The organism is Microbacterium rhizophilum (assembly GCF_039605615.1).
GTDB lineage: Bacteria > Actinomycetota > Actinomycetes > Actinomycetales > Microbacteriaceae > Microbacterium > Microbacterium rhizophilus.
Genome location: NZ_JBCNUN010000008.1, coordinates 132,506 through 145,126 on the forward strand (window position 1 = coordinate 132,506; position 12,621 = coordinate 145,126).

Genomic DNA, 12,621 nt, shown 5'->3' on the forward strand with positions numbered 1-12,621 from the left:
ACACCTGGGCCGCGCCGTGATTCCACGGTAGCCAGCGCGAGCGGCCCGCGGACCGCTGTTCGCCGTGGGCATAGCGCGGAGGCGCCGCGCGACCCGCCCTTCGGGAGCCGCGGTCACTCGCGCGTGATGGCACCGCGGGTGTCGAGGGCGAGCTCCTCGGCGTCGATCGCCGTGAGGAGCTCGCGCATGACCTCCTCGCCGAGGTTGCCGCGGTCGCGCTCCTCAATGAGGGTCGCGCGGCGCACCTCGAGCCAGCCGCGCCGCAGCTCGACCATGTCCTCGTACCCCGGGCCCGACCCGGCCGCGTCGTCGAGCACCTGGCCCGCGTTGTCGGCGCCGCGCTCGACCCGCAGCAGCGCCTTCGCCATCCGGTCGAACACCTCGGCGCCGCCGGGGCCGTAGCGTTCCTTCCACTCGCTGCGCTTGGCCCGCAGGTACGCCTTGCCGATCTCCTGGTTGCGCTGCCGCATGGCGTCGACCTGCCGGACGTCCTGGCGGCGCTCGTCGTCGGATCCCACCCCGAGCCGCTTGATGAGCGGCGCGAGCGTCAGGCCCTGCAGCAGCAGCGTGCCGACCGTCACGACGAACGCGACCACGATCAGCTTCTGCACGTGCGACTCCGGCATCGCGTCGCCGGTCAGGTCGGGGAGCGCGGCCGCCATCGCCAGCGTGACGACGCCCCGCATGCCGGCCCACGACAGCACGGCGCGCTCCTGCACGCTGAGGGCGGGCTCGAGGGCACGCTGCCGCAGGTTGCGCTCGTTGACCTCGATGCCGCGCCGCTGCAGCTCCTCCCGCCTCTTGCGCATCATCCGCGCGCCCGGATGATCCGGGTTGCGCCGGTACTCCTCGAGCGAGTGCTTCCAGCGCAGGAGCTTCACCCCCTGCCAGAAGCGGCCCCACGCGTAGCTGCCGTAGACGAAGAGCGGCCGGATCAGCAGCACCACGGCGAACACCGAGACCGACAGCGCGATCGTGACGCCCGCCTTCTCGGTGCCGAGCTCGCGCAGCACGCGCGGGAACTGCAGCCCGATGTACGCGAACACGAAGCTCTCGAGCAGGAAGTCGACCGACAGCCACAGCGGCCGGTCCTGCTGGCGCGTGGTGTAGTTCGTGCGCGGGGCGTTGAAGCCGACGTACAGGCCCATCGCGACGACCGCTAGCACGCCCGATCCGCCGATGTGCTCGGCGATCGCGTACGCGCCGAACGGAACGAGCAGCCCGGCGGTGCCGACGACGACCGGATCGTCGAGCCGCACGCGCAGCTGATGCAGCACGAGCCCGAACACCAGGCCCACGAGCACGCCCATCACGACCGCGACGATGAACGACCAGATGCCGTCCCAGATCGTGATGGTCGTCGCGCCGGCGACGATCGCGGCGAACACCCGCACGAGCGTCAGCGACGTCGCGTCGTTGATCAGGCTCTCCCCCGACAGCACGCTCATCAGGCGGCGTGGCAGGCCGAGCTTGCGGCCGATCGCCGCGGCCGAGACGGCATCGGGCGGTCCCACGATCGCGCCCAGCAGCAGGCCGCCCGCGAGCGTGAGCTCGGGCATGATCCACCACGCGACGAGCCCGACCGCCACGGCCGTGAACAGCACGAGGCCGACCCCGAGCCGTCGGATGTGCGGCATGCTGCGCTGGAAGCCGACGAACGACACCTCGAGCGCCGCCGAGTACAGCAGCGGCGGCAGGGTCAGGTTCAGCAGCAGGTGTCCGTCGATGTCGAGCGTCGGGATCGCCGGGATCAGCGACAGCAGAATCGCGGTCACCGTGATCACGAGTGGCGCGGGCCATCCTCGCCACCGCGCGAACGCTCCTACCGCGAGGGCGCCGACGAGCACGTAGAAGACCTCGGGATCCATGGGATCAGGCTATTTCCTTCACGAGCGTCACTCGCGCTCAGGACCGCAGGCGGCGCCCTCCCGGGAAGGGCTGTCGCTCGGCTCCGGCGCGCCGGCGGCGGCGCAGGTCGAGCAGGGCGAACAGCACCGCCAGGATGAGGAAGCCGCCGATCGCGAGCGCCGCCGTTCCGAACGCCTCCCGGTGCGCGCCGTGCGCGAGTGTCGCCTGGAACAGCGAGAGCGCCACGGCCGAACCGATCGCGGTGCCGATGCGCTGTGCGAGCTGCCCTACCGATCCGGCGACGCCGCCGTGGTCCAGGGGGACGTCGATCAGCATGACGCTCTGGTTCGCCGCGACCGTGAACCCGCCGCCGACGCCCGCGAGCGTCAGCAGCGCGACGAAACCCGGCGTGATCCAGGGTCGTGGCGCGGTCAGCGCAAGCAGTGCGAGGAGCAGCACCGCGCCCAGCAGGATCACGCAGCCGCAGACCACGAGGACGCGCGCACGGGAGGGGAAGCGCCCGCCGATCGCGGAGGCGAGCGCGCTCGTCACCGCGAAGCCGACGGTCACCAGGCCCGCCTGCAGCGGCGTGAGCCCGGTGCCCTGCAGGAACAGCGCGGTGACGAGGAACAGCGGCGGTCCGGCCGCGAAATACGCCAGACTCACGAGCACGGAGTGGCGGAACGACGGGAAGCCGAACAGCGCCAACGGCACGAGAGGCGTGCGCCCAGACCGCTCGTACCGCCGCTCCCAGGCGACGAGGCCCGCGACCGCCACCGCGCTCACGACGAGCAGCAGCCAGCGCACGGGAGGGTCATCCGCAGATCCGGTCGTGAACAGGAACGGCCACATCAGCGCGAGTGCCGCGACGCCGCACAGCAGCAGGCCGACCGGGTCCAATCCGCCACGCACGCGTTCCGCCTCGCGCCGGGGCACCAGGACCAGCACCCCGACGAGGGCGGCGAGGGCGAGCGGCACGTTCAGCCAGAACACCCACCGCCATCCGTCGACAGGGCCGCCGAGCGCGATCGCGAGGCCGCCGAGCGTCGGGCCGAGCGACACCGAGGTGCCGATCAGCGCGCCGAACCATCCGAACGCCCGGGCCCGCGCGGCGCCGGAGTACAGCGACTGGATCAGCCCGATGACCTGGGGCATCTGGATGCCCGCGGCGACGCCCTGCACGAGCCGGGCGACGAGCAGCACGGTGGCGTCGGGAGCGGCGCCGGAGACCGCGCTCGCGATCGCCGACAGGATCAGGCCGACGATGAACAGCGGGCGACGGCCGCGCTGATCGCCCAGCCGGCCCGCGGGCACGAGCGCGAGGCCGAAGGTCAGCACGTACCCCGCGACGACGAGCTGCAGCGCGGCCGGCGCCGGGCCGAGCGCGGTCTCGATCGCGGGCAGCGCCACGTTGACCTTGCTCAGGTCGACGATCGTGAGCGCCGCGACGACCACCGCGACGGCGTATGCGCCGCGGCGGCGGGCGCCCTCCAGCGGTTCGGCCATGGCGCCACGAAAGCACGTCCCCGCACGTCGTCCGACGCCGTGCGCGGGAGTCTGCGCTTTCCGGATAGAGATCGCCGTCAGCCGGATCGATCCGCATCCCGCCCCGAGCACAGACTCGCAGTGTGCCCGGTCGACGCGTCGGCCCGGCACCTGCCACGGACCACGACGACAAAGGGGCGCACCATGAAGATCGGCTACCTCTCGCTCGGCGAGAACCGCTTCCCCGGCGTGAAGCGCGACGACACGCAGTACTACCTCGACTACCTCGCCCTCGCCGAGGTCGTCGACCAGCTGGGGTACCACTCGTTCTGGACAGGCGAGCACCACTTCGCCCACGTCGCGGCGGTGTCCTCGCCCCTCGTGCTGCTGTCGGCGATCGCCGCCCGCACGAAGGACATCCGCCTCGCGACCGCCGTGAACGTGCTGTCGTTCCACCACCCGATCCGCTACGCGGAGGACCATGCGACGCTCGACGTGATCAGCGGCGGCCGCGCGCAGGCCGGCATCGGCGTGGGCTACGCGCAGGGCGAGTTCGAGGCGTTCGGTCGCACGCTCGACGGCGCCCGTGAGCTGACGCACGAGGTCGCGGCGATCGCCGCCGACGCACTGAACACCGGCCGTTTCGGCGGCGTGCAAGGCAGCCATTACAAGCCCACCGACCGGCCCCTCGTGCCGGCGCCGGTGCAGAACCCGTTCCCGATCTACGCGGCGCTGTCCGGCAACTGGTCGACCGTGCAGTGGGCCGCCGAGAACGGCTTCAACCTGATCACGAGCTCGCAGTCGCCGGCCGCGACGGGCAACTCCCTCGCCGAGACCATCGAGTTCTTCCAGCGCACGCGCCAGGAGCACGGCTACGGGCCCGGGCAGGTCGCCGTGCCGTTCTTCACGCTCGTCAGCCGCGACGAGGACAAGATCGCCCGAGAGTTCGACCTGATGGTCGACTACTGGAAGCACCTCGCGAACGACCTCGGCGACGCGTTTCCGCGCGACCTCGACTACTGGATGCGCCTCAAGGACCAGTTCGCCAGGCTCACGGTCGAGGACCTCCACAACCGCCAGACCGCGTTCGGCACCCCCGAGAAGCTCGTCGAGCTGTTCCTGAAGGTCGCCGAGACCGGCACCGACGAGGTGCTGATCGAGCCGTTCTACGGCCCGCAGGAGCTCGAGGAGTCGCTGCGCAACGCACGCATGTTCCGCGAGGAGGTCATGCCGGCCGTCGACGAGCGCTTCGGCGGTCCGAAGTACGGCTGGGACGGCGAGAAGATCGCGCTCGTCTCGCCTGCGGCCAACGTGCTGACCCCCGCCGCCGTCTGATCCGATCCGCCCCACCGATCCCGAGCAAGAGGAGCATCATGTCCACCATCACCGCCCCCGTCACCCCGCGAGAGCGCGCCTACTCGGGCCTGCCGAACGAGGACTTCTTCGGCTACTGTCGCGCGATCAAGGTCGACGACAAGCGCGTCATCGTCTCGGGCTGCACGGCGCTCGCCGGCCCCGACGGCGTCGCCCCCGAGCACAAGGGCGACATGTACGCCCAGTGCGTCGAGGCGTTCACGCGCATGAAGGCCGTGCTCGAGAAGTTCGACCTGGGCTTCGAGCACGTCGTGCGCACGAACTGCTACCTGACCGACGCGTCGCAGCTGGGCGACGTGATCAAGGCCCACGGTGAGGTCTTCGGCCAGATCAAGCCGTCGAACAACACCGTGGGCGTCTCGTTCCTCTTCCACCCCGACTGCCTCATCGAAATCGACGCCGAGGCCTACATCTGAAAGGCGGCCACCACATGACCACCCTCACCCCCGACACCGCAGCGCTCGTCGGCACCTGGACGATCGACCCCGCGCACACCCGCGTGGGCTTCTCGGCCCGCCACGCCATGGTCACGACCGTGCGCGGAGCGTTCGCCGACTTCGACGGCACGATCGATGTGCGCGGCGAGGCCGACGCGTCGATCGAGGTGCGTATCCGCACCGCCAGCGTCACGACCGGGCAGGATGGCCGCGACACCCACCTGCGCTCGGCCGACTTCTTCGACGCCGAGGCGTTCCCCGAGATCGTGTTCCGCAGCACCGCGATCGAGGTCGAGAGCGACGACGAGTTCACGCTCGTCGGCGACCTGACCATCAAGGACGTCACGCGCGAGGTGCGGATCGCCGTCGAGACGAGCGGCGTGCAGACCGACCACCGCGGATCCGTCCGCGCCGGCTTCGAGGGGACCCTGTCGATCTCGCGTGCCGACTTCGGTCTGACCTGGAACGTCGCGCTCGACGCGGGCGGCTGGCTGGTGTCGGACAAGATCAAGATCGAGCTGGACGTCTCGGCTGTCAAGGACGCCTGACCTCCGAGAGACGATGCCCGTCCCGACCTCGGTCGGGGCGGGCATCTCGCCATGCGGGGTCGCGCGTCAGCGCGTCGTCAGCGCCTCAGGCGACGAAGCCGAAGGCGATGGATCCGCGCAGGGTCTGCGAGGGCGTCTCGCCGAAGCGCGCGCGGTAGGCGGCGGCGAAACGGCCCAGGTGCTGCATGCCCCAGCGCGACGCGACCTCGCCGACCGAGGCCTCGCTCGGCGACGAGCGCTCGAGCTCGCGGTGGATCGCGTCGAGCCGGCAGTTGCGCACGTACTCGAGAGGCGTCGCGCCGAACTCGCGGCGGAAGCCCTCCTGCAGCGAGCGCACGCTGACGTGCGTCGCCGCGGCGACGTCGACGACCGTGATCTGGTCGCCCAGGTGGTGGTTGATGAAGTCGGCGGCGCGGGCCATCGTCTTCGACGCCGACGGGCGCAGCCCGCGCACCTCCGCGTTCGCGAGCAGCAGGCCGTCCAGCAGCAGGCGCTCGAAGTAATGGCCGCCGACCTCGCGCGAGACCAGGCCTTCGGCCGCGTCGAGGTCGGCGAGGCACGCATCCACGAGGTCGGCCCACGTGCGACCCGGCCCCTCGCTGATCGTGAACCGCCGCTGCGAGAACATCGTCGGAGCGCCGGAGCCGAACAACGCCGACTCGCGCTCGGTCATCAGCGCGAGCGGGATCTTCACGAGCAGCCGCCGGCAGTCCGGCGAGTAGATCATCATCGAGTCGTCGCCGCCGACCAGCGAGACGACCGCCTCACCGGGACCGCACTCGGCGACCGACCGCGATCCGCGCAGCTCGAGCGAGCCTCGCAGCGGCACCTGCACGAGATAGAACGACTCCTGCACGTGCTGCGGCAGCACCGTCACGCCCGCCACGTAGTCGATGTAGTGCAGGCTCAGGCGACCGACGGCGGCGCGGTTGTGCGTGAGCGCGATGTCACCCGACACGTCGACCAGCCGGTGGTTGCTGAGAGCGCGGGACACGACGCGCTCCGCGTCGCCGAGCACGGAGGTGGCTGCGACGCGGTGCGCTTCCAGGACCGGCCGGTCCTGGAGCGGCGTGAGGGTCGCGACACCGGTCATGACTAAAGGGAACACCCTCGGGATTTCGCCTGTGTGACACGGGGGGACGCGCCACGTAAAGGTCGGCTGGGAAGGCGAGAGCCCGCGGGCGCGCGCGACCGGTCGCGCGCGCCCGCGGGCTCTTCCGGAACGGGTCAGGCGGCCTCGTCGAGCGCCGCCGCCGAGGACGCGAAGCCGGTGCCGGTTCCCTCGGGCAGCAGCCGGCGCAGCACCGGGTACAGCACGAGGGCGACTGCGAGCGACACGAGGAAGCCGAGTGCCCAGACGCCGCCCGCGATCATCCAGATCCCGACGCCCGCCGACACCACCAGCGAGATCACTCCGGCCCAGTTCCAGTTCTCGATGCGTCGCTTGTCGTAGGCTCCACGGCGCACGAAGTAGAAATCGGCGATCATGACGCCCACGAGGGCGAGGGTCATGCAGCCGAGGTACGCGAGCCACGCGCTGAACAGTCCGAGGATCCCGCCGGCGATCATCACGAGGGCGATCACGTTGCCGACGACCACCATGAGCGCGCGCGACGGCTTGCGTCCCGTGAGCGCGTTGACGAGGTTCACGAGCGCGAGCGACCCGCTGTAGGCGTTGACCGCCTGTGCCTTCGCCTGCGCGGCGTAGATCGTGACGAAGCCGAGCCATCCGGCGATCACCACGAAGAACGCGCCCGTGTTGCCCATCGCGAACCCGCCGGCCGCAGCCGCGGCGGCCTCGGGCGTGAGTCCCGTGTCCCGAGCCATCAGGTAGTCGACCACGGCGGGCAGGCCGCCGACGACGACCAGCGCGCCGAGCACCGTCATGAGCACGTTCTGCACCACGGGGCCCGCGGCCGCGAGGATGACGACATCCTTCCTCGTCTTCGCGAAGCGGGCGAAGTCGCTCGTGACCAGGGCGATCGTGCCGGCGGTCGCGCCACCCACGGCGATCGCGGCCTGCACCTTGTCCCACCACGTGCCGGGGACGATGCCCTCCTGCGTGAACACGGCACCCAGGTCCGCACCGCCCGCGGCGATCTGCACGACGACGAAGATCGCGACCGCGATGGTCAGCACGGTCAGCACGGTGGAGGCGCGCAGCGCGAGCTTCAGCCCGAACAGCGCCAGCGTGATCCACGCGATCGTGAGCAGGCCGTAGATCACGAGCTTCGTCGCGAGGGTGTCCTCGAGACCGAGCATCAGGATCGTGCCCTCGTACAGCAGCGCGCTCTCGAGCGCGAGGAAGCCGAGGATCATGAACGCGAACACGATCGCGCCCAGCGACGAGCCCTTCAGGCCGAAGCCGAAGAAGCGCGACGTGATCGTGCTCGAGACGCCGGTGGCCCAGCTCATCCTGCCGAGCAGGGCCGACAGCCCGAAGCCGAGGATGCCGACGAGCACGCCGGCGAGCAGGCCGAGCCAGAAGCCGGCGAGGATGACGGTGAAGCCGGCGATCGCGAAGATCACCAGCGCGGTGACGACGCCGACGATGCCGATCGACAGGTTCCAGCCGCTGCGGCGATCGGCGGCGGGCACGCTGACGAGGGCGTGATCCTCGGCCTGGAGCGCGATCTGGGCGGTGATGGGGCGGGATGACGGGACAGTGGGTTCTGTGATGGCCATGAGCGGTCCTCTCGGGTGGGGTGGCGAGTGGTGCGGGTGGTGCTCGGGATCGCCGCGGCGCCGGATCGCCGGCGCCGCGGCGGGGATCAGGCGGCGCGCAGCGCTTCGGTCGCCGCCTCGTCGACGGCCAGGTTCTCGGTGACGACGACCTTGTAGACCGCGCGAGCCTGCTCGCGCGAGACGATGCCGGCGACGACGTCGCTCAGCACGGCGGCCGTGGCGCGGGAGGCCGGGTCGCCCCAGCCGCCACCGCCGCCCGCGCTGATGACGAAGTGGTCGCCCTTGCGGATGTCGAGGAACGCGTTCGGGTGGAACGGCTTGTCCTCGCCCTCCGGGGTGCGGATGACGTGGCGGTTCGGCGCCGCGGCCCAGCCGCCCGCGCGGCCCTGCGCCGCGGTCTCGGGCAGCTCGCCCGCACCCCAGGCGACGGCGCGCAGGTCGTCGGCCAGCACCTCGAAGTCGGCGCTGATGCCGAGACCGCCGCGGTGCTCGCCCGCGCCGCCGCTGTCGGGCGTGTACTCGTACGCGTGCAGCAGGAACGGCGTCGACAGCTCGAACATCTCGGGGCACGTGGCGCGCATGCCGCCGAGCGACACGACCGATCCGAGCGTGTCGTATCCGTCGGCGGTCGGTGTGGCGCCCGACCCGCCGCGCACGATCGTGTGCATCTCGCCGAACATCCGACCCGTGAACGGGTTGAACCCGGCGGTGTTCGGGATGAACATGCGGCTCCACCCGGCGGGCACGCGGTCACCCAGCGCCTGGGCGAGCGCCCGCGTCGTCGCCTCGACGATCGCCTCGACGCCCGACGTCGTGCACAGCACGACCGGCGCCGGGGGCAGCGGGTTGGCGACCGAGCCCTCGCGCGCTATCACGGTGATCGGCGCCGAGACGCCCGAGTCGCTGTGCGGGGTGTCGGGGTCGAGGCACGTGTACATCGCGAGCGAGATCGCCGAGGCGGTGTTGCACAGCGGGCTGTTGATGTAGCCGGGGACCTGGTCATCCGAGCCGGACAGGTCGAACTCGATCTCGTCGCCGGCGATCGTCACCTTCACGTGGAAGCGCACGGGCTCGCGGGTCAGGCCGTCGTTGTCGGCGATCGACTCGCCCTCGTACACGCCGTCCGGGATGGCGCGGATCGCGTCGCGGATGTTCGCCTCGCTGGAGGCGAGCATGTCGACGATGATCTGATCCATCACGTCCCCGCCCTGCTTGCGGTCGAGGGCGACCAGCAGGCGCTCGCCGACATTGACCGCGCCGAAGCAGGCCTGCAGGTCGGCTTCGACGACCTCGGGCAGCGTGAGGTTGGTGAGGAAGAGCTTCAGCCACTCCTCGTTCAGCACGCCGCCGGCGTAGACGCGGGTCGGGCCGAAGTGCATGCCCTCGTCGCGCACCGTCTCGGCCAGCGGGTTGTAGCCGACCACGCCGCGGCCGCCGATGTCGATCATGTGCGCCTTCGACACCGTCCAGTAGCGGTGCGCGCCGTCGACGAACACGGGCTTGGCGAACGTGAGGTCGGGGCCGTGGTTGTTGCCCTGGTAGGGGTCGTTCAGCACGTAGATGTCGCCCTCGTGCAGGTCGTCGCCGAAGACCTTGATGAACTCGGCCATCGCGGTCGGCGTCGCGTCCACGAGGATCGGGATGTACGAGGTCTGGGCGATCTTGCGACCGGCGGCGTCGAAGATGACGGTGACGAAATCGCGGGCCTCCGAGAAGATCGGCGACCGCGCGGTGCGCAGCATGGTCTGGCCCATCTCGCGCGTGATGTGGTCGAGGCGGTTGCGCACGACCGAGACGCGGATCGAGTCGGGAGCGGTGGTGGGGGCATCGGCGAGGAGAGTCATGGCGGTGTTCCTTCGCGGTTCGGGGTGGGAGCGGCTCAGACGAGCTCGAGCTGGTGGCTGCCGACGAGGGCGATGGCCTCGTCGAGAGTGATGTCTGCGCGGTGCATGACGTAGTTGTCGCGGGCGTCGCATCCGAGCACGTATCCGACGGGCACGACGATGGTCGTGGTCGGCTGCTCGACGATGGCGGGCCCATGCACCTGGTTGCCGTGCGTGAGCTTCAGCCCGGCATAGATCGGCGTGGTGTGCTCGGCGCCGTCGAACCAGGCCTGGCGGGTGCCGACGAACGCCTCGGCGCTCGGCTCGGCTCCGGCATACGGGTGCTCGGCCGGGGTGGGCTTGGTGCCGACGCCGGACGCGTGGACGCGGATGTTCATGATCTCGACGCCGCTGCCGCGCACTGCGTAGCCGAACAGCAGCTCGTGGCGGTCGTGGAACGCGTTCGCGAGGCCGTCGACGGTGAGCTCGGTCGTGGGCGAGGTGGTCTCGACCTCGTTGAACTGGCCGGGGTAGCGCACATCCACGCTGACGGTGAAGCGGTGGCGGTCGGCCGCCACGTCCTCCGAGAGCAGCGTCTCGGAGGCCGCGTCGAGGAGCCCGCGGACGACGTCGTTCGCCTCGCCGACGGTGTCGGCGGTGAGCGGACGCGGGAACGACCGCACGTAGTCGTGGCGGATGTCGCTGACCGCCATGCCGGAGGCGCAGAACACGCTCGACTCGCGCGGGATGAGCACGAGAGGGGCCTCGAGCTCGCGGGCGATGGGGCCGGCGTGCAGCGGGCCGGCGCCGCCGGCCGCGACGATCGCGAACTCGCGCGGGTCGTGCCCGCGCTGCACCGTGATGGCGCGCACGGCATCGGCCATCGAGGCGTTCACGATGTCGTAGACGCCCTGCGCGGCCTGCGGCACGGTGAGGCCGAGCGGATCGGCGACGCGCTCGCGCATCGCGGTCGTCGCGGCGCCGAGGTCGAGCGGGAACCTGCCGCCCGCGAAGCCGATCGGATCCAGATAGCCCAGCAGGAGATCCGCATCCGTCGTCGTCGGGTTCTCGCCGCCGCGGCCGTAGCAGGCCGGACCCGGCTCGCTACCGGCGCTCTGCGGCCCCACCTCGAGCAGGCCGCCGCGCACCTTGGCGATGGAGCCGCCGCCGGCGCCGATCGTGTGGATGTCGAGCACGGGCAGCGCCACGCGGTAGCCGTCGATCTCCGCCTCGTTGGTCGTGATCGCCTTGCCGCCCTCGATCATCGCGACGTCGAAGCTCGTGCCGCCCATGTCGACCGTGATGAGCTGGTCGAGGCCGTGCAGGCGGGCGTGCTGCAGACCCGCCTCGGGCCCGCCGGCGGGGCCGGACAGCAGCGTGTTGACGGCGTAGCGCATCATCAGCTGCGGCGGCATCACGCCGCCGTTCGACTGCACGATGAACAGCCGGCCGCTGTAGCCGATCTGCTCGAGCCGCGCGGTGAGATCGGTGAGGTACCGGCTCAGAATCGGGCCGACGTACGCGTTGAGGGCGACGGTCGAGCCCCGCTCGTACACGCGGATCTGCGGCACGACCTCGGACGAGCGCGAGATGTAGACGTCCGGCAGCTCCTCCTCGACGATCTCGGCGACGCGCGCCTCGTGGGCGTCGTTGAGGAACGACCACATCAGGTTGATCGCGACGGCCTCGAACGCGGGCTCGGCGGCGCCGATCGCGCGGGCGGCCTCGCGCACGCCCGCCTCGTCGAGGGGCGTGAGGACGGCGCCGCTGCGATCGATCCGCTCGGTGACCTCGAAGATGTCCTGGCGCGGGATCAGCGGCGCGGGGGCGGGCTTCGTGTAGTCGTACTGGTTGCCGCTCTTCACGCCGCGGCGCATCAGCTGCACGTCCCGGAAGCCCGCGGTCGTGATCAGCGCGGTGCGGGCGCCGTTGCCGGTCAGCGTCGCGTTCGTGGTGATCGTCGTGCCGTGCATGATGTGCGTGACCCGGCCGAGGAAGTCCTCGACGCTCAGGCCCTTGGCGTTCGCGATCTCGGTGATGCCGTTGAAGAAGCCCTTCGCGGGCGCATGGGGAGTGCTCGGGGTCTTGAAGATCTCGCCGGCCCCGTTCTCGTCCACGAGGAACAGATCGGTGAACGTGCCGCCTACGTCGATGCCCAGTCGGTAATTCACGGTGGGGACTCCTTCCCCCGGAGCGGCTGTGGTGCCCGCCGATCCGGGCGCTTTCATTCGCTCGGATGGTGCTCGGTTCCACTCCGCGCCGTCGGGGAGTTGGGTGAAAAGCTATGAGCCGCCCGGCCGGTTGGGGAGCCGCACAGCGCGCCATCGATCCACTTCGCGCAGACCTGGCCGTGATCCGCGCGTTCCGGCTACCGCACCGCGCTCTCCGGCCGACACGATGGCCTGCATCCACCTGACATCC

At 70.9% G+C, this 12,621-nt stretch carries 9 protein-coding genes; 3 read left to right on the forward strand and 6 right to left on the reverse strand.

Annotated elements, in window-relative coordinates; genetic code table 11:
- Nucleotides 1-113: 113 nt before the first annotated feature.
- Nucleotides 114-1,868, reverse strand: a complete 1,755-nt coding sequence (locus AAD528_RS13480; protein ID WP_345752595.1) for a cation:proton antiporter — start codon at nucleotides 1,866-1,868, stop codon at nucleotides 114-116.
- A 37-nt stretch (nucleotides 1,869-1,905) separates the two neighbouring features.
- Nucleotides 1,906-3,354 carry an MFS transporter gene (locus AAD528_RS13485; protein WP_345752596.1) on the reverse strand — a complete coding sequence of 483 codons (1,449 nt, stop codon included), beginning with the start codon at nucleotides 3,352-3,354 and terminating at the stop codon, nucleotides 1,906-1,908.
- Between the two features lie 183 nt (nucleotides 3,355-3,537).
- Here AAD528_RS13485 and AAD528_RS13490 point away from each other — a divergent pair, with 183 nt between their 5' ends.
- The 3 genes from AAD528_RS13490 to AAD528_RS13500 are packed head-to-tail and all read left to right on the forward strand — an operon-like array spanning nucleotide 3,538 to nucleotide 5,692.
- Nucleotides 3,538-4,668, forward strand: coding sequence for an LLM class flavin-dependent oxidoreductase (locus AAD528_RS13490; RefSeq protein ID WP_345752597.1), 1,131 nt, complete (start codon nucleotides 3,538-3,540; stop codon nucleotides 4,666-4,668).
- 38 nt (nucleotides 4,669-4,706) lie between these two features.
- The gene (locus AAD528_RS13495) at nucleotides 4,707-5,123 is read left to right on the forward strand and encodes a Rid family hydrolase (RefSeq protein ID WP_345752598.1); all 417 of its coding nucleotides are present in this window, start codon (nucleotides 4,707-4,709) and stop codon (nucleotides 5,121-5,123) included.
- A 14-nt stretch (nucleotides 5,124-5,137) separates the two neighbouring features.
- Nucleotides 5,138-5,692: a YceI family protein gene (locus tag AAD528_RS13500; protein WP_345752599.1), complete on the forward strand. Its 555-nt coding sequence runs from the start codon at nucleotides 5,138-5,140 to the stop codon at nucleotides 5,690-5,692.
- Between the two features lie 85 nt (nucleotides 5,693-5,777).
- Here AAD528_RS13500 and AAD528_RS13505 read toward each other — a convergent pair whose 3' ends face one another.
- From AAD528_RS13505 to AAD528_RS13520, 4 genes are all read right to left on the reverse strand, one after another.
- Nucleotides 5,778-6,785 carry an AraC family transcriptional regulator gene (locus AAD528_RS13505; RefSeq protein WP_345752600.1) on the reverse strand — a complete coding sequence of 336 codons (1,008 nt, stop codon included), beginning with the start codon at nucleotides 6,783-6,785 and terminating at the stop codon, nucleotides 5,778-5,780.
- A 134-nt stretch (nucleotides 6,786-6,919) separates the two neighbouring features.
- Entirely contained in the window at nucleotides 6,920-8,377 is a 1,458-nt protein-coding gene (locus AAD528_RS13510) for a purine-cytosine permease family protein (RefSeq protein ID WP_345752601.1), read from the reverse strand.
- A gap of 86 nt (nucleotides 8,378-8,463) precedes the next feature.
- On the reverse strand, nucleotides 8,464-10,221 hold the full coding sequence (locus AAD528_RS13515; protein WP_345752602.1) for a hydantoinase B/oxoprolinase family protein: 1,758 nt from the start codon (nucleotides 10,219-10,221) through the stop codon (nucleotides 8,464-8,466).
- A gap of 35 nt (nucleotides 10,222-10,256) precedes the next feature.
- Nucleotides 10,257-12,371 carry a hydantoinase/oxoprolinase family protein gene (locus AAD528_RS13520; RefSeq protein ID WP_345752603.1) on the reverse strand — a complete coding sequence of 705 codons (2,115 nt, stop codon included), beginning with the start codon at nucleotides 12,369-12,371 and terminating at the stop codon, nucleotides 10,257-10,259.
- Nucleotides 12,372-12,621 lie beyond the last annotated feature (250 nt).